Below are 17,532 nucleotides of genomic sequence, written 5' to 3' on the forward strand. Positions count from 1 at the left end.
TCCGTATCCATTCTTTCCTTCAATTGCAAATGATATTATCCCACCTTCTCTTTTCTCAATCTCTCTAAATTCTCTAACTGCCTTATAAAATTCACTGAATTTGTGTGCTATCTTCTGGTCATACAAAATCTGTTCTTCATCATCCATGATAATTATGTGATGATTATCACTGCCAATATCGATTCCTCCAGATAACCTTTTCACGCCTCACCCTCCTTTATGTTTGATATTTTATGGCTCTGCCAATACCTTTATCCCGTCTATAATAGCCACTTAAAGGCACCTTTCCATTAGACAGGGTATTGGCAGGAGAACATCCGGCAATTCAAACCGAGTCACAATAATTCAACATTATTGACTGACCCCGTTAGCCACAAATGTTCCCCTAGCCATTTATCATTTATATCACATAAAGAAGGCTTCTTAATTTCATTCCCTATTTTTTACTCTCACTTTTAATTATAGACCCCAATTCCACTACATTTGGCTATTTCATTCCATCACTATTTCACTACTCACTGATTTAATGTTTTGGCATTTTGGCCTTTGGATTTCATTTGGCATTTGGATTTTGAAATTTGGATTTTTTAGACCATATATTTAAACGTTTGTTCTTTAGCACGCCGCTTCGCTTGCTCTCAAAGCTGCTGGTTTCACTTCGCACCCTTTGGGCTTATTCCTTTGACAAAAGGTAAAGAGCTGTAGAAAAGAAATCCAGAAAAACGCTTAGGTTACCTCACTTATTCATGTTTATTTAATTGGATGAAAGAAGCTATGGATTCATCCATCACTTGAAAGGCAAAATAATCCTGTTTGGCAATAGCACAGTGGATATTTAAAGCACAATATTTTAAGCATATTGTATCTTCAGGGTTAAAGTCACCAAAACAATGAAGCCGGCCTTCCAATTCCTCAGACTTAATTATTTTTACCTTAATCTTTTTCATAAATTTCTCCCCTGGAGAATTTTTAACATATCTCTATGTAAAAATCCATTGGTGGCTAAAATCTCCTTACCATAAATGGAATAAAAATTGTTAGAAAAATCAGATACTCTCCCGCCTGCTTCCTGAACAATCAACATCCCAGCTGCGGTATCCCAAGGATGTAATCGCTCTTCCCAAAAACCATCAAAACGACCACAAGCTACATAACACAAATCTAGGGCAGCAGAACCAGCGCGGCGCACTCCCCTGGCGTGCATAATCATATTTCTAAATCTGGTCATCACTGGTTCAGGATTTTGTTGAATATCATAGGGGAAACCAGTTGCCAAGAGGGCTTTGCCCAATTCTTTGGTCTGGGAAACCCTTATTGGTTTTTGATTTAAAAAAGCCCCTTTCTCCTTAATGGCTGAAAAACACTCCTTTAAAACAGGATTATATACTATCCCCAAGACAATTTCTCCCTCCACTTCTAAGGCAAGAGAAGTGCAAAACCAAGGCAGACCATGAGCAAAATTGGTGGTGCCATCTAGGGGATCAATGACCCATCTTATATCTCCCCTTTCTTCCAATCCACTTTCCTCTGCTAGAATGGTATGATTTGGGTAGCGTTTCCTGATAGCCTTTTTAATAATGGCTTCGCTTTTTAAATCTGCTTCTGTAACTAAATTGATCGCTCCTTTATAACTAATTTCATGAATTCTAGGGAGTAAATTCAAAATTTCCTCTCCTGCCTTTAAAGATATATCTATACCAAAATGATAAAACTCTTTCATTTTTTCTCCATAGTAAAATTTCCCTATTTACTCTTTTTAAAAATTATGTTATAAGCCCAGATTAAGGTAAAAGCAAGAGCATGCTTGAGCACTCAATCCTCAACCTATTTGAAAACTGTGTTGATGCTAGAAAACATGCTCTTTTATTAAGTAAGGCCTACTTTGACATCCACCAAAGGGAGAGACTTGTTTCCTTTTTAAAAACTCATTCACACTTTCGGATTGAATTAGAGAAAAATGGGAATTACTTGGTTGCGTGGTTGGGTTCAGATAAGAAAGAAATTTTTGGTTTAGTAAAAATTTATAAAAAAAGATGTGTCTTAGAATGCTTGACCAAGGAGCGCGTTGAAGAAGGTAAAAAAATTTTGGAAGATGACTTGAAAGAAGCAATTAGATTTAGAGCATATAGTTATCAAAATATTAATTTAGCATCAAAAGATGATAAAATATCAGATGACTGGTTAAGTTTATGGGGTTTAGATAGAACTTGTTTGGAATGTCAATTTCAGGATTACAAACTAAAATTAGAACAGGAAATCTTAACCATTTTAGATACAGGATTTCGTCTTTTACGAGCAGTAGAGAAAACAGAAACGATTAACCCCTTTATGACAAAAACTTTATCTCATCTTACCCAACTTATAGATAAATTAAGTAATTTTCTTATTTTTTTAGAAACAACATGCTCATTTACCACATTAAAAAAAATAAAAAAACAACTTTATTTGCTCTTTGACCAAACTGAGGCAAAATTACTAGAATTACTAGAGGGACTGGGTAACAAGGAAGAAGTCATCCGGCTATACCTCAATAAAAATTGGAATCATTTTGATGATATAGATGAAGACCAAGCGATTAATCCTTTACCCAGCAACCTTTCTGAAGCCTTGATGGCTGGATGGCGTAAGGAAACCGAAAGAATGATTCTTTCTCCTGATATGGATTTAGTCACTGTATTAGAGAAACAGCCCATAGAGTGGCTAGAAGCTATATATACATTTTCAGGTCTAACTGATGATTGTAGAAATAAAACTCAATATGTTCAGGCTATTAGTAATTTTTTAAAAAAGGAGTCAAATCTAAAACAAATAGTTCAAGAACTCCACTTTTCTGCTCAAAGAGCTTTGAGTTTTATTTTAGAGGCAAATGGAATATGTCCTTATGAATATTTAATTAACATTTTTGGAAATGATAACCAAGATGGCTTTTATTGGCGTGAGAGACCGCCTAAAAGTGTGATTGGTATTTCCAGGGCAAGAGGATTACTGTTTGTGGGTCATATTAAAAAATTAAATAATATCCAAAAAATAGCCTTCATTCCATCTGATTTGCGTCATCCTTTGCAAAGAATTATGTCAATCCCCGATAATAACCACCATCTACTTGAATAATATTTCCAGTTAGATAACTAGCTCGCTCTGAAGCTAAAAATACCACTAAATTGGCAATTTCTTCAGGTGAGGCCAGACGGCCAAGGGGGATTTTTTCTTCCCAGTTTTTAAAGATTTCTTTTGATTGAGTATTTTTTTCTTGGGCCAAGTTTTGAGCCAAGACCTTCACTCTTTGCGTAAGAGTATAACCAGGACATACGCTATTTACTAAGATATTATCCTTGGCCACTTCATCAGCCAAAGTTTTTGTCCAACCCACTACGGCTGCCCTAAGGCTATTAGACAACATTAAACGCCCAATGGGCTGCTTTACGGAAATAGAAGTCATGGCAATAATACGCCCCCATTTTTGTTTACGCATATAAGGGATAGCTTCCCAAGCCATGTTTAAGGCACTCATTAAGGTAAGGTGAAAGGCCTGTTCCCACATTTGTTCTGTAGTTTCCTCAAAATAAGCAGGTGGAGGTCCACCTGCATTGGTTACTAAGATGTGAACCGTCCCCCAATAATTAACTGCTTTTTGAACAAATTTTCTTGCCTCTTTGGATATAGATACATCCGCCTTAATAGGTAAAACTTCACTGCCTAAAATACTTTCTATCTCATGGGCCGTGGTTTCTAAGAGGTCTTTATGACGGGCACAAATGGCTACCTTTGCTCCTTCTTTAGCCAATCCCAAGGCAATAGCCTTCCCTAATCCTTTACTAGCGCCAGCTACAAGAGCAATTTTATCCCTAAGACCCAGTTCCAATGTCAGCTCCTTTTATTAACCAATGAATGATGGTGCGCACAGGCACTCCAGTTGCCCCTTCGGCATAATATTTCCATTCTTTTTCTAAAAATGCAGGGCCAGCAATATCAAGATGCACCCAATTTTTTACCTCTTCACCCACAAATTCCTTTAAAAACAAAGCCGCAGTGATAGCCCCTCCATAACGGGAACCTATATTTTTAATATCACTAAAAGTGCCCTTAATTTCCTCTTTAAGTTCTTCATCTAAAGGAAGGGGCCAAAATTTATCTCCCATTTCTTGTCCTATATTTTGGAAAAGGCTTACTAGCCTTTCATTACTACAAAAAATACCAGTGGTATAACGTCCTAAGGCCACCATACATGCTCCAGTCAGGGTAGCCATGTCCACCATTACCTCAGGTTTTAAATTTGAACCATAAATTAAGGCATCGGCTAATATAAGCCTACCTTCGGCATCAGTATTCCCAATTTCAACACTTTTACCATTTTTAAACACAATGATGTCATCTGGCCTAAAGGCATTACCACCAGGCATATTTTCGGCAGTTGGGATAAGCCCATGGATTTCCAAATTTAATTTTAACTCTGCTACTGCCTTTATAATGCCTAATACTGCACATGCTCCAGATTTATCACACTTCATGGTCTTCATAAATTTTTCCGGCTTGAGGTCTAAACCTCCACTGTCAAAGGTGATGCCTTTGCCAATTAAAACCACTTTTTTCTGAGGCCTTTCTCCTTTATAAACAAGATGGATAAAGCAAGGAGGATGTTCACTTCCTTGCCCTACGGCCACAATACCATTCATACCTTCTTTTTCTAGGCGGTTTTTGTCATATATTTCGCATACCAAACCATGTTCTTGGGCTAATTTTTGGGAAATGTTAGCCAAATCCATAGGCTTAACTACATTACCTGGTTCATTAACAATTTCTCTAGTAAAATTGGTGGCTTCAGCTAATATTTTACCTATCTGGATGTACTCTTTATACTCTTTTTCAGCTAAGACCTGGACTTGTTCTATCTCTATTTCTTCTTTATTAGGTTTTTTATATTTTTTAAATCGATAATCTCCTAATATTATTCCCTCGGTTAGAAATTGGGCACTTTTCTCACCCAAAATCTCTTCTCCTAAGACTTCAAAATATACATCTTTATTTTTCAATTCCTTGGCCTTTTTTAACCCCACATTTGCTGCCTTGCGGATGGTATCTGAGTTAAGTTTTTCTTTTTCTCCAAGCCCCACCACCACAATATTTTTGAACTTTACCTCTTTATGCCCAGGCATAAATACCGCTTCACCTGCTTCTGCTTCAAAGTGAATATCCTTTAAAAAATCTTTTAAAAGAGAAGACATGGCCTTATTTACTACTTCTGCTATTGGGGTTAAATGCTGTTTTTTATACACTCCTACCACTAAGACGTCACCCTTCAAACGAAGCACATCCTTTCCTACTAAGTTAAACTCCATACAATAGCTCCTTTTATTTTATAATTTGGGTTTTTTATTTAAGTTTATTGCCTGCTCAATTTGATAGGCAGTTTGGAGTAAGTTTACTTCGCTAAAATGCGGTCCTATAATTTGTAGACCTATAGGTAAACCATCTTGACTAAAACCGCCAGGTAGTGAAATAGCAGGTAAACCAGCTAAATTTATAGGAATAGTAAATATATCTGAAAGATACATTTGCAATGGGTCATCTACTTTTTCTCCGATCTTAAAGGCAGGGGTGGGAGTAACAGGTGTAAGTATAAAATCACATTTTTCAAACGTTTGCATAAAGTCTTGCTTAATCAAAGTCCTCACTTGGGAGGCCTTTTTATAATAGGCCTCATAATATCCTGCGGAAAGGGCATAGGTGCCTAACATAATCCGGCGTTTTACCTCTGAACCAAAACCTAGAGACCTTGTTTGACAATACATTTCTATCAAGTTCTTAGCAGTTTTATCTCGGAAACCATATTTCACTCCATCATAGCGGGCTAGATTGGAACTAGCTTCAGCCGGGGCAATAATATAATATACTGCCACCGCGTATTCCAAATGAGGTAAGGAAATTTCTACTATCTCTGCACCTAAATCACAAAGTGTGTTTATAGTCTTTGCTATTACCTTTTGAACATCCTTATCTAACTCTTCACCTTGTATTTCTTTGACTATCCCAATTCGACAGCCCTTTATCTCTAAATCTAGATGTTGAGTATAATCTTTTCCTTCTATCAGGGCAGAGGTAGAATCTCTTTCATCATGTCCAGCAATAACAGAAAGCAAAATGGCTGCATCTCTCACGTCCTTGGTTAAGGGCCCGATCTGGTCTAAAGAAGAAGCAAAGGCTATTAGACCAAAGCGAGAAACAAGACCATAAGTAGGTTTTAAGCCTACCACCCCACAAAAAGAGGCAGGCTGACGAATAGAGCCCCCGGTATCTGAACCCAATGCCCCTACACATTCATCTGCCGCTACAGCCACCGCCGAACCTCCACTAGAGCCTCCAGGCACTCTTTCCAAATCCCAGGGGTTGTGAGTAATCTTTATGGCTGAATTTTCAGTAGAAGAACCCATGGCAAATTCGTCCATATTAGTCTTTCCCACCATAATTGAACCTGCATTTTTAAGGTGTTTTATAACTGTGGCATCATAAGGAGGAATAAAGTTATATAAAATTTTAGAGGCACAGGTAGTTTTAACACCTTCTGTGCAAATATTGTCTTTAATAGCTAGGGGTATCCCGGTTAAAGGAGTAATACCTTCTTTTTTTATCAATCTATTTTCTGCCTCTTCTGCTTGTTTAAAGGCGAATTCTTTAGTAAGGGTAATATACGCCCCTAACCTTTCTTCTACTCTTTCAATCTGTTGAAAGACATCCTCTACAATTTCTTGAGGCTTAACCTCCCCTTTGTGAAGCAAGTCTTGCAACTCCCAAATAGTCTTTTTATTGAGCATTTAAATTCCTTTGGGATATCACTCTTTGAGAGGTAGTATACTTCCTTTTTTTCCTTAAAAGTATTTGGAACATATCAAAAATTGTGTCTCCTGTCAAATAAACCAAAATTCGTAATAACTTTAAAAGAAAACCCACCCGCCTGCCGTCGGGCAGGCCTGCCCGACGGCAGGCAGGCAAAGGGAACAAACTGATTTTTCTTTTAAATGAAATACCCTGCCCTCAAAAATGCCGCCTTCTGTGATGGCTAGTCTGTCAGTATGTAATTCCCCTTCAAAAATCCCTGTTTCCTGAATTTCTATAATTTCCTTGGCTACAATTTTCCCAAGTAACCTTACCCCAAATGGTAACTTTGTTTGTTTCTATCTCTGCTTTTTGTCCCACTGTTAACCAATCTGCCTTTATGTTTCCTTCCAATCTACCTTCCAGATGTAATTCCTTTTTATCCTTGAGCAAAATTTATTTTTTCTTTGATATAAGGTAAGGGATTTATCCTTTTTTTATTTTTCCAAACCTCATAATGAAGATGAGACCCTGTGCTTAAGCCCGTTGAACCTATATAGCCAATAACATCTCCTCTTTTTACTTCTTGTCCTTCTTTAACAATGTATTTCTTTAAATGTGCATAAAGGGTAGAATAACCACATCCATGCTCAATGATAACAAAATTGCCATTTCCTTTTGTTCTACCTGTATAAACCACTATACCATTAGCGGTGGACTTTACAGGTGTGCCTATGGAAGCTGCAATATCCACACCATGATGGAAATCCTTTAAGCCCGTTATAGGATGAATCCGCCAACCAAAGGAAGAAGAAATATAGCCTGATGTAGGCCAACCTAGTGGGGTTGCCAGATAGATAGATTTTTGTCTTTTTAAATATACCTTTAAAGAAGAAATGCTTCTTATTCTCTTTTCTATCTCTTGTTTTATATCTTCTATTTCTACCGCCCCACTTGATGAAGGCAGGTCTTTGAATTCAGCCTGCTTGATAATTTCTTCTTTGGAGCCCAATTTCAATAAACTCCTCAGTTTTTGCTCGGTCTGTTTCAACTGAACTAATGTGTTTTTAAGAGAAGCTACATCTTGTTGATATTTATTTTGCCAAAAAACAAGTTCTTTTTCTGACTGGTGCAATTTATAATAGGTTAAGCTTATTGCCCCAACCATGATTGCTAAGGAAAAAACACCCAGCAGTATTAATCCCCATAAAGGAAAAACTCTTTTAAAAAATTTTTTCTTTTTAGAGGGCACAACTATTATACTTATTGGCATTAAAAACAGATTCCAGACCCTTTTCATGCCCATCACTCCTTAAGTTTTTAGGAAATACATATAAAGTTTCTCATTAATTGTCAATAAAAACTGCTGAAGTTCCCGAGTAATGTTAGCAAATAAGACAAAATTTATGGTTTAGCAATTGACAACTTTCTGGCTTTGCTTTAAAAAGAAGCCATGCATGTTTCTAAATGGATGGCCACAAAAGTCATCACTGTAACTAAGAAAACTGACATCAAGGAAGCACTCCAGCTTATGGAAAAGTATTCTATTAGACATCTCCCTGTGGTTGAGAAAGGTCAATTTGTAGGATTTGTTACTGAGAGTGATTTACGTCCACTTCTCATTCCCGCTATGTTAGAAGATATTAAGGTAAAGGATGCAATGATTACTGAACCTGTGGTAGTAAGTCCTGATACAGACATTGAAACTGCAGCTAAGTTAATTTATCAATATAAAATAGGCGGATTGCCAGTAATAGAAGGGAAAAAGGTGGCAGGAATTATTACCACTACTGATATCCTTAGAGCCTTTATTGAAATAATGGGAATTCTTATGGCTGGTTCACGGCTGGATATAGCCATTGGAGATGCTCCTAATGCCTTTAAAGAAGTATGTGATATTATTTCTAACCATCATGGCCGCATCATCAGCCTAGGTATCTTACCCAACGAAGAGGAAACAATTTATGCCTTCCGTTTAGAAAAATGCGATTTAAAACCTATTGTGAAGGCACTTTCCACCTCTGGTTATAAAGTAATCTCTACTTTCCCTTAAAAAAATGCGATGGCAACCAAATGATTTGGTGTTAATCCTCTCACCTGAGGGGAAACGTTTCTTAGTCCGGATAGGGCCCAAAAAGTTTAGCACTCATCATGGGGAGATTAATTTAGAAGCATTAACTCAAATTTCACCTGGAGATGTAATTTATACCCACAAAAATATACCATTTATTACCGTAAAACCCACTCTTTATGACCTCATTTTCCGTATTAAGCGTATTACTCAAATTATTTATCCTAAAGAATTGGGCTATATCCTTATACGATTAGGCATCAAACCAGGTAGTAGGGTAATAGAATGTGGGAGTGGGAGTGGTGCTTTAACTCTAGCCCTTGCTTGGTGGGTAAGACCTAATGGCCGTGTTTACAGTTATGAAAAAGAGGAGCGTTTTTTGAAAGTATGTTTAGAAAACTTAAATTATGTCGGGTTAAAAGAATGGGTGGAGTTGAAACATAAAAATATAGGAAATGGATTTGATGAAAAAAATGTGGATGCCATATTTTTGGATGTAAAAACGCCATGGATGTATTTTCATCATGCGTGGGAAGCCTTAAAAGGAGGATGTGTATTGGGCATCTTAGTACCCACTACCAATCAAATAACGGAATCATTGAAGTTTCTTGAAAAAAACTTGTTTAAAGATATAGAAATTATAGAAATCCTTTTACGCCGTTATAAGACAGTAGCAGAGAGATTGCGACCAGAAGATAGAATGGTAGCCCACACAGGCTATCTCATCTTTGCTAGGAAGGTAAATGATAAGTAAATGGTTTATAGAAACTGTTTTGAAAATGCTTCCTTTTTCGGCCATTGAGCCTTTGGCTAAATTTATTGCGCTTTCAGCTTACTTTGGGCTTGGTAAACGTCGGAGATTCGCTTTAGCTAATCTAAAACTAGCTTTGGGGGAAAGTCTTTCTCCCAAAGAAAGAGATAAGATTTTAAGAAAAAACTTGTTTTTATTTATCAGAGGAGTATTGGAAACAGGGAAATCTCTTTATTTATCTCCTGATTTTTTCTCTACCCACTTTGTTTTTGTAGGAGAGGAGTATTTAAAAGCTGCCTATCTTAAGGGTAAGGGAGTTATTACTGTGAGCGCTCATATGGGTAACTTCCCCCTATTTATAATTTATTTGGCCTTAAAGGGTTATCGTGTAGCAACTATTGCCAAAATACCCAAGAGAGGTCCTTTAGCTGAATTGTTTGAATCTCTTTCTAAAAAATTTGGGTTTCGTTTTATCCAAGCTCGGGGAAGAAAAAAAGCAGCCCGTGAGGCCTTAAGACACCTTCGTCAAGGAGGACTGCTTTTTTTACAATTAGACCAAAATGCCCCTCAACATCGGGCAATGATTCCCTTTTTTGGGTATTCAGTTCCCACTCCCAGGGGGCCAGTGCTTCTGGCCAAAAAAACAGGTGCATCTATTTTACCTGTGTTTATCTTAGATGAATCTAATTTTTACCATCAGGTATTTATTGAACCCCCACTAAAATTGGGGCGAAATATAGATAACAACCTTATCTACTTAATGCAACGCATTGAATTATATGCCCGTCGTTATCCAGAGCAATACTGGTGGTGGCATCGACGTTTTAAGAAATATATTGATTACAAACGATTATAGAGCCTTCATATCTAAACATATGGAGTCACTGGCGAGTTTAAGCTGGTGCAGGCACAATATTTAGTTTATTTTCTTAATCCAGGGTTCTGGTTTTATAATCACGGCAGCGATCAAACCATAGAGGCCTGTAAATAGAATAATCACAAGGTCAAAAAAATTTGCCTTCACATCTTTTGCTGTCAACAAGGTTAACTTTACCAACCTATTTATAGCCTAGCAGATTGCTCCGTTAAGCCATCAAGACCAGGCCCTTTCAGGGTGGCTTTCGCCAGTCTTGATGGCACTCCGCAATCTACTTTTTTAAAAAGTAGAGTTGGTTGAAAGGGAAAATTTTTTTCTTTCTCGCCAACCTTAATTTTTCAGGAGCACGCTACAAAGCGCTGTCAAAGCCGTAAGCCCAAAGGGTGCGGAGTGAAACGGAGCAGCTTTGACAGCAAGCGAAGCAGCGTGCTAAACTAGGAAACACGTTGGGTAAAGGAATAAAATGTCTTAATGTGCATCTGATTTTTTTCAACAGCCTGTCAAGGGAGGACTTTGCCTCCCTTGATTTTCTTTGATTAAAATTCTATTGCCATTTGGGTAAAGAATAAAGAGCCATTAGTTGGATTACCAGTAGGATCTCCTCCACCATATCCTTCATTATAATCATTATAAGCATAAGCTAGAGACCAGGTAAGGTAATCATGGAGGCCAATATTGGCACCAACTGCATATCTATTCCTGGGTATTTCATAAATTTCCTGAGCATCTAAAGAACCTTCATATCTAAACATCACCTCTACTGGTTTGGGTAAAGGCACATAATTCTCAAGCGCAGCACCTACTTCCACTCCCCAGACTCTAGGACGTGCTCCTTTTTCCCCAGAACGTCCAATAAGTCCTTGTCTTTCAAGTGTTGATGTGGCAGTCATATATTCTGCAGTAAAATATAGACCTCTATATTCACCGCTAGCATAAACAGCTACTCCATCAATGTCTTTTTCAGTTCTAAATTCTCCATCCCATGCACCTTCTTCATCAAAGTAATCTTTGAACCCGGAGGAATCAAGCACATTATTGATCCAAGAACCTCCTATTTCAAAACTATAGTCTTCTGTTGAGATGTTATAACACAGATTAAAACCAAAGGTATCTACCTGCCTGTTTTCTTCACTATCACTTACATCTGCATAAACCGCAAAACCCTCTAGGGTAATATTAGAAGGCCCAAAGTCCTGAGTATACCCAATGATAACACCTGGGTCCCAAATTTCACCAAAATAAAGGGTGAGTGGCAAGTTTATAAATGGGTCATCTGGAAAGTGTGTATATTCTTCTCTTTTCCCAAAGGGGTGATAAAGTAAGCCAGCAGTAAGATATAAAGGTATATTCTCTGTTGGTCCCAGCGTGACATGACCCTCATCTATAAAGAATTCGTCTACTTCAAACAGAGGCACTACAGCAACATTTATCCAGTCAGCCACCTCTGCCTCTATAGCCAATGCTGCAGTAGTAAGCTGAATTTCTGAATCTTCTACTCTACCCTTCACATTTTTATGACCAATACTTTCTAGCCAAAAACCAGCTTCTAATTCACCGTGAAACTCTATTCTCTTAGCTATAGTATCAATAATGCCCTTTTCTACCTCAGCAAAACAAAGACTACTAAAAAGCATAAAAACCGCCAACAATGTGCCTACTTTTTTCATGACTCCCTCCTACTTAATTTTTAAATTTTTTAGCAAAACCAATCGTTTTGCTGACACCCCTTTGTCTTAAATGAGTTTAACAATCCTGTTACCCTAATCACTGTGCTTAATTATTTCATCTCCCATACCTGAACCCAGATGACTGCATCCTGGGAAAGTTCCTTTCCGTTGTGTTTTAGATCCCCGCCTGCACCCAGGGCTGCAAAGCCCCACCAGCCTGCCCTGGGAAGACCAAAGGTAAATACACCATTTGAGTCTGCCTTGATAGTCTGGGTAACAAATGCATCATGAGGAGCCTCTACCTTGGCTTCCTTAACAAAGGCATTCCCCTTGATATCATGGTTCATGTACTCCACTTCGATCTCAGCGTTGGGCACTGGTTTGCCACCGCATGTGACCACACCGCGGAACACATTACCCACCCACAGGGCATAAGGTTTGTCCAAAGGGATAATCTCAACCGGCAGAGGGTCACCTACTGCTGCGTCCCAATCTGTTGGTGCACCAGCCACGTTGAAAATGACCTTGGTGCAATGCTGTATATATATGTCTTCTGAAGGTTCATAATAGGGAGCAGGCACAAAATAGAAGACATGATCCCCCATGCCTTTTAGTTTAACATCAGCCTCATAAGCCCTACCGCTATTGGTCAAACTCCTAAAGGTAATTGGCCTTAGTTTTTTTAATAAATCCCTTTTCTTTCCCTTGTGCATTACGCCAAACGCTATGGGTGGGTGTATCTCACCCTTTTCATCTTTTCCAATGTCCATGGTGTGACCTGCCTCAAATGGGTGGGTGAAGATCAGCTTGAGATTAATCTTTTTCGTTTTCGGGACGCTGTCCGGGCTATAAATCATCTGAAAATGGGCAAATGCAGAAATACTTAGCATAAATACAAATACCATACTTAATAACATAATTTTTTTCATCTCTTATCCTCCTTTCTATTCAGTGATGTCTTTACTATCTACCTTAACTGCATGACCTGGCCCTGCATCAAAGACCACTGTATAAGGGACATCTGGCTTTTTAAAGGTAAATTCACTATCTTCATTCATCTTTCCCTTTATCAATACCTTTCCACTCTTATCCAACACAGTCATACTTACGCCAGCAGCAGAAGAACCATCAGAGAATCCACCCTCACATGTCACAGTGCCATCTCCATTGTCACAACAAGAGCAAAGCGGGGTGTGGGCATAGGAATAATTAGCCAAAAACACCATAACTATAAGACCAAATAAACAAATTAAGGCCCTTTTCATTATCTCACCTCCTTTCTATGCAATTTTTGGTTCTCTTTTGATAAATCCCATTATTGCTGTGCATATTATTGCCAAGACATAAAAGGCAACCATTGCCTGAATTCCTGAAAGTCCTAAAAGATTTCCTCCCGTGAACACAAGGATTGCTATTATAAGCCCCAATATAATGGGGTAGATTGTGGCAAATAACATCCATTTTGTGCTTCCGGTCTCCAACCGCACCATGATCAGTGTAGGAATGCAGGGAGGATACATGGCCATAAAAAGCATTATGGCCAAGGCATGAAGTGGTGTCCAACCCGTCTCTTTCCTCTTCATCCTCTCCCCAAGTTGTGCCTCTTCACCTGGTGAAGATTGATAAATGCTCCCCAGGGTTGCTACAGAATTTTCCTTTGCTGCAAAGGAGCTAATGAGAGCAATATTTATGCGCCAGTTAAATCCTGCAAATCTTGTAAATGGCTCTATAGCACGGCCAACACGCCCCAGAAAGCTTGATATGACTGTCTCATCCTTGATGTCACGCCTGAGTTTCTTTCTTACCCGGGCAAGTTTCTTGTATGCCTTATAGACCTTTTTTGCATCTTTATCATCCTTTATCTTTTTCCCCTCAAGTTTATACTTTCCCTTTTTCACTATCTTGTAAAATTCAATATTTTTGGCCCTAAACTTTTCATCAATAGCCCTTTTTGCCTCCTTCCCCTTTGCCCTCATCATAGCAACCTTATATGAGTCCCAATATCTGGTAAATTCCATAAGCCCTTCGCCAGCCAAGCGCTTGGCATATGGATTGTCTTTTCCTATTTCCCTATAAAACTTTTCAATTGCCTGATTTGCCCTTTTTTCATAATAGGCCTTTCTCTCTTTACTTATTCCAGGCATGCTAATGAGTGCATAGACAATAGTGGCTACTGCGATAATGATGGTTATAACCTTTCTTACAAATAGCCATGTCCTTTCTAAACAACGGCGTAAGACACCAGAAATTGTAGGGATATGATAAGGAGGAAGCTCCATTACAAATGGAGCACTTTCTTTTCCCTTAAGCACAGTAATGTTTAAGGCCTTAGCTACACCAAGGGCTATGATTAGTGTGATTGTGGCTATAAAAAACATGGTAGGTGCCTTATATGCAGCAAAGAACATACCAATTAAGAGTACATAGAGTGGGATCTTGGCCATACAATTCATAAGAGGTACAGTAAGTATTGTTGCCATACGGGCCCTTTCATCCTTTATGCCACGGCACGCCATGACACCTGGTATAGCTCAGCCACCTACATATACACCACCCAATATATAAGGCAGAGTAGATTGTCCATGGAGGCCAAAACGCCTAAAGATACGGTCTAAGATAAATGCCATACGCGCCATATAGCCTGTATCTTCCAGTATGGCTATTAAGGCAAAGAGGATAAGAAAGATAGGGACATAATTTAGGACTGCCACAATCCCATCAATGACCCCTAAAGGTACTGAACGAAGGAGTGGGTCAAAGATAAACCCCTCATGGGGAAGGATTTTTGCCATAAGGTTTCTAAAGGAGGCCAAAATGGGCCAGGTATAATTGGTAATATTGTAGCCTTGGACTATAGAGAGTTCATATAGACCATAGATAACAGCAGCCAGGATAATAAAACCAAAGACCTTATGGCAGACAACTTTATCAATCTTATCAGATAGGGTTAAGGTTACTTCCTTTTTTCTCTTAATGACACCTTCTACAATCTTCTCTGCAGTAAGATAACGCCTTTGGGCGATGACCTTCTCGGGGGCCTCTTTATATTGAGATATAAATCTCTCCCTTTCTTTTTTTACATAATCTAGGATTTCCTTCCCATCTTTTAATCGCTCTTGAACAAGCCTTTCTGCCTCACTATCACCTTCCATAAGCTTTACAGCAAGCCACCTTAGGGGATAGCCTTGAGAGAGTGCAGATTCTTCTGAAAGCCTTTTTTCTAAGGAGGATAGTATAGGCTCTAGGGCATTACCATAATTAATGCGGATAAGGCTAGAATGGATATTTCCCTTGGCAACGTCCCATATTGCCTTCTGAATTTCTTTTTTCCCTTTCCCTTTATTACCAATTGTTGGGATTACTGGAACCCCCAACTGTCTGCTCAATTTGTATATATCTATCTCAAGTCCCCTGCTTTTTGCTACATCCATCATGTTTAAATCAATTACCAATGGAATTCCCATCTCACCAAGCTGAAATGCAAAATAGAGATTTCTTTCAAGATTTGATGCATCTACTATATCAACTACCAATTTTGGCCTTTCATGGAGGAGAAAATCCCTTGCTATGCGCTCTTCTAATGTGTATGAGGTAAGGCTATAGGTACCAGGCAAATCAACCAGTTCTATCCTATCTCCTTGAAACTTAAATACTCCAGTCTTCTTCTCAACAGTTACACCAGGATAATTGGCCACATGCTGCCTAGCCCCAGTAAGGAGGTTAAAAATAGTGGACTTACCAGAATTTGGCTGGCCGGCAACTGCTACTATAATTCTTTCCTTTTTCATAATGGTTCCACCTCAATACCTCTAGCCTCTGAATGACGGAGGCTGACATGATATCCTCTAATATAAAAATCAACTGGGTCTATAAGTGGTGCATTACGCACTACCTTTACCTTTGTTCCAGGCATAAAGCCCATGTCCATTAGGCGCTGCCCTGTAGCACCGCCTATATTTACCTTTATAATGCGGCATTCTTGACCAGGCTTTATCTCATCTAATGATGCCACTTTACCTCTCTCTAAATCAATTTAATTTAACTAAATTAAATAATGTAGCTTGGTTAAGCCACTTATCACAAAATTTTTTTCTTGTCAAGAGGTTTGACAAAATTTAATTTTTGAATTAAGGTTTTAATATTAACAAATGTAGACAGTTAAAGGTGGAAAATGAATGGCTTAATCCCACTCAGTATGGTAGATGGAAGCAAGGAAGTGACAGTAGTAGCCATAAATGCAGGCAGGGGTCTACAGGCAAGACTCTTTAGCCTAGGGCTCATTCCAGGGGTTACCATAAAGGTGCTCAGTAATTCACGTCCAGGCCCTGTGCGGATATCAATAAAGGATACAAGGCTTGCCCTTGGCTGGGGTGTAGCCCAGAAAATCATAGTAAGCGAATAAGCAAGTCCGTTAACCTATTCACCTATTTACCGATTTTTTATTCACCTTCTGCTGATGCTTCTTTAACTTCTGGAGATGTTGTTTTAATTTCTGTCAGTGCCTTCAAAACAAATTCCATAATTGTAGAGAAGATATAAATAAGAAGTGCTGCACCTAGTAAAGCTGGAATTATGTAAACATCCCAAATTCTAACAGGTTTAAACCAATGCCCAAAAATAGGATGGCCTAGCCAGGCCCCAATAAAACCCACACATATGTTATTAATCAGCCCCCTTATTCCCTTTATAGGCTCAATCCTGGCTACATATTGCATTAACAATGCAACAACGATACTAATTACTAAAAGCACCAAAAATGATAAAAAACCTATCTCTGTCATGGTCTCCTCCTATGTTTTATTTTGCTTCCACCTACTATCATTAAATTTTAATTTTATTAAAATATCTAACATTCTGTAAATCATGTTGAAATTCATTCTTTCAATGGCATAGGTATAATGTAAGACGCCCATCAGCAAATTGTTGATATCATGTGAAAGGCCTGCTGCCAGAAAACTTATGGCTTCCATACGCTGAATCTGGATTGCTTCAATGCATTTATGCCCTGAGTATGAGAGCTTCATGGCTACCCCCTTGTTTTTCTAACCATTTATTTAAGGCCTTTTTAAAAAGAGAAAGACTGGAACTCCTCAAAAAGAAAAAGGGCTTTCCCTGCTTTTTGCACCTCTTTTTAATCAGGACACAGGCTGTATGAGAGGTAATATCAATTGGACAAAAAATAACATCAGCCCGCTCTACTAATCTGTACAATTTTCTCTTCCCCCCATTACAGTCCCCACAATGGTGATAAAACCGACACTTAGAAGCACAAACCGTTTCTTCGTAACGGCTGGCTAACCGATCCAATCCTCCTACAACTAAAACCGACTTGCCCATAAGAACCTCCTTGAGTTTA

Annotated in this window: 21 protein-coding genes and 1 pseudogene; 5 read left to right on the plus strand and 17 right to left on the minus strand. The window is 38.5% G+C overall.

The window, feature by feature from the left end; genetic code table 11:
- The 3 genes and pseudogenes from HS1_RS13425 to HS1_RS07275 all read right to left on the minus strand — a co-directional run.
- Window positions 1-204 (minus strand): annotated as a pseudogene (locus HS1_RS13425) (hypothetical protein); the annotation flags it as partial.
- A 536-nt stretch (window positions 205-740) separates the two neighbouring features.
- On the minus strand, window positions 741-947 hold the full coding sequence (locus HS1_RS07270; RefSeq protein WP_066063002.1) for a hypothetical protein: 207 nt from the start codon (window positions 945-947) through the stop codon (window positions 741-743).
- Entirely contained in the window at window positions 944-1,720 is a 777-nt protein-coding gene (locus HS1_RS07275; RefSeq protein ID WP_066063006.1) for an inositol monophosphatase family protein, read from the minus strand. The genes HS1_RS07270 and HS1_RS07275 overlap by 4 nt, the downstream gene beginning before the upstream one ends.
- 80 nt (window positions 1,721-1,800) lie before the next feature.
- On the opposite strand from HS1_RS07275, the gene HS1_RS07280 reads away from it, so the two are divergent.
- The gene (locus HS1_RS07280) at window positions 1,801-3,111 is read left to right on the plus strand and encodes a hypothetical protein (RefSeq protein ID WP_066063009.1); all 1,311 of its coding nucleotides are present in this window, start codon (window positions 1,801-1,803) and stop codon (window positions 3,109-3,111) included.
- Here HS1_RS07280 and HS1_RS07285 read toward each other — a convergent pair.
- From HS1_RS07285 to HS1_RS07310, 5 genes are all read right to left on the minus strand, one after another.
- A complete protein-coding gene (locus tag HS1_RS07285; protein WP_066063012.1) occupies window positions 3,071-3,862 on the minus strand; it encodes an SDR family oxidoreductase in 792 nt (263 codons plus the stop codon). The genes HS1_RS07280 and HS1_RS07285 overlap by 41 nt on opposite strands.
- Window positions 3,846-5,336, minus strand: coding sequence for a leucyl aminopeptidase (locus HS1_RS07290; protein WP_066063017.1), 1,491 nt, complete (start codon window positions 5,334-5,336; stop codon window positions 3,846-3,848). Before HS1_RS07290 ends, HS1_RS07285 begins: the two co-directional genes overlap by 17 nt.
- An 18-nt stretch (window positions 5,337-5,354) precedes the next feature.
- Window positions 5,355-6,809, minus strand: a complete 1,455-nt coding sequence (gene gatA / locus HS1_RS07295; protein ID WP_066063020.1) for an Asp-tRNA(Asn)/Glu-tRNA(Gln) amidotransferase subunit GatA — start codon at window positions 6,807-6,809, stop codon at window positions 5,355-5,357.
- 271 nt (window positions 6,810-7,080) lie between these two features.
- The gene (locus HS1_RS07305) at window positions 7,081-7,263 is read right to left on the minus strand and encodes a polymer-forming cytoskeletal protein (protein ID WP_066063026.1); all 183 of its coding nucleotides are present in this window, start codon (window positions 7,261-7,263) and stop codon (window positions 7,081-7,083) included.
- Window positions 7,250-8,110: a M23 family metallopeptidase gene (locus HS1_RS07310; protein WP_066063030.1), complete on the minus strand. Its 861-nt coding sequence runs from the start codon at window positions 8,108-8,110 to the stop codon at window positions 7,250-7,252. The genes HS1_RS07305 and HS1_RS07310 overlap by 14 nt, the downstream gene beginning before the upstream one ends.
- Before the next feature lie 153 nt (window positions 8,111-8,263).
- Between HS1_RS07310 and HS1_RS07315 the strand changes: the two genes are divergently transcribed.
- The 3 genes from HS1_RS07315 to HS1_RS07325 are packed head-to-tail and all read left to right on the plus strand — an operon-like array spanning window position 8,264 to window position 10,488.
- Entirely contained in the window at window positions 8,264-8,863 is a 600-nt protein-coding gene (locus tag HS1_RS07315) for a CBS and ACT domain-containing protein (RefSeq protein ID WP_066063033.1), read from the plus strand.
- Between the two features lie 4 nt (window positions 8,864-8,867).
- Window positions 8,868-9,635, plus strand: coding sequence for a tRNA (adenine-N1)-methyltransferase (locus HS1_RS07320; RefSeq protein ID WP_066063036.1), 768 nt, complete (start codon window positions 8,868-8,870; stop codon window positions 9,633-9,635).
- Window positions 9,625-10,488, plus strand: coding sequence for a lysophospholipid acyltransferase family protein (locus HS1_RS07325; protein ID WP_066063040.1), 864 nt, complete (start codon window positions 9,625-9,627; stop codon window positions 10,486-10,488). Before HS1_RS07320 ends, HS1_RS07325 begins: the two co-directional genes overlap by 11 nt.
- 557 nt (window positions 10,489-11,045) lie before the next feature.
- Here the strand turns inward: HS1_RS07325 and HS1_RS07330 are convergent.
- From HS1_RS07330 to HS1_RS07350, 6 genes are all read right to left on the minus strand, one after another.
- Window positions 11,046-12,176: an LbtU family siderophore porin gene (locus HS1_RS07330; protein ID WP_066063043.1), complete on the minus strand. Its 1,131-nt coding sequence runs from the start codon at window positions 12,174-12,176 to the stop codon at window positions 11,046-11,048.
- Window positions 12,177-12,286: 110 nt separating this feature from the next.
- Entirely contained in the window at window positions 12,287-13,105 is an 819-nt protein-coding gene (locus HS1_RS07335) for a DUF4198 domain-containing protein (protein ID WP_066063046.1), read from the minus strand.
- A gap of 15 nt (window positions 13,106-13,120) precedes the next feature.
- Window positions 13,121-13,441 carry a hypothetical protein gene (locus HS1_RS07340; RefSeq protein ID WP_066063050.1) on the minus strand — a complete coding sequence of 107 codons (321 nt, stop codon included), beginning with the start codon at window positions 13,439-13,441 and terminating at the stop codon, window positions 13,121-13,123.
- Between the two features lie 15 nt (window positions 13,442-13,456).
- Window positions 13,457-14,620, minus strand: coding sequence for a nucleoside recognition domain-containing protein (locus tag HS1_RS13755; RefSeq protein WP_281178267.1), 1,164 nt, complete (start codon window positions 14,618-14,620; stop codon window positions 13,457-13,459).
- A gap of 87 nt (window positions 14,621-14,707) precedes the next feature.
- Window positions 14,708-15,964 (minus strand): ferrous iron transport protein B, encoded by a 1,257-nt coding sequence (gene feoB / locus HS1_RS13760; protein WP_281178268.1) that lies wholly within the window; start codon window positions 15,962-15,964, stop codon window positions 14,708-14,710.
- The gene (locus HS1_RS07350) at window positions 15,961-16,188 is read right to left on the minus strand and encodes a FeoA family protein (RefSeq protein WP_066063052.1); all 228 of its coding nucleotides are present in this window, start codon (window positions 16,186-16,188) and stop codon (window positions 15,961-15,963) included. Before HS1_RS07350 ends, feoB begins: the two co-directional genes overlap by 4 nt.
- 159 nt (window positions 16,189-16,347) lie before the next feature.
- On the opposite strand from HS1_RS07350, the gene HS1_RS07355 reads away from it, so the two are divergent.
- Window positions 16,348-16,578 carry a FeoA family protein gene (locus HS1_RS07355; RefSeq protein WP_066063055.1) on the plus strand — a complete coding sequence of 77 codons (231 nt, stop codon included), beginning with the start codon at window positions 16,348-16,350 and terminating at the stop codon, window positions 16,576-16,578.
- Window positions 16,579-16,615: 37 nt separating this feature from the next.
- Here the strand turns inward: HS1_RS07355 and HS1_RS07360 are convergent, their stop codons facing one another.
- Genes HS1_RS07360 through HS1_RS07370 form a run of 3 tightly spaced genes read right to left on the minus strand, consistent with a single transcriptional unit; the run spans window position 16,616 to window position 17,513 of the window.
- Window positions 16,616-16,957, minus strand: a complete 342-nt coding sequence (locus HS1_RS07360) for a GlsB/YeaQ/YmgE family stress response membrane protein (protein WP_066063058.1) — start codon at window positions 16,955-16,957, stop codon at window positions 16,616-16,618.
- Between the two features lie 9 nt (window positions 16,958-16,966).
- Complete coding sequence (locus HS1_RS07365; protein ID WP_066063061.1) at window positions 16,967-17,200, minus strand: hypothetical protein; 234 nt, start codon at window positions 17,198-17,200, stop codon at window positions 16,967-16,969.
- Window positions 17,175-17,513 (minus strand): DUF2325 domain-containing protein, encoded by a 339-nt coding sequence (locus tag HS1_RS07370; protein ID WP_066063063.1) that lies wholly within the window; start codon window positions 17,511-17,513, stop codon window positions 17,175-17,177. Before HS1_RS07370 ends, HS1_RS07365 begins: the two co-directional genes overlap by 26 nt.
- Window positions 17,514-17,532: the final 19 nt, after the last annotated feature.

This window comes from Candidatus Desulfofervidus auxilii (assembly GCF_001577525.1).
Lineage (GTDB): Bacteria > Desulfobacterota > Desulfofervidia > Desulfofervidales > Desulfofervidaceae > Desulfofervidus > Desulfofervidus auxilii.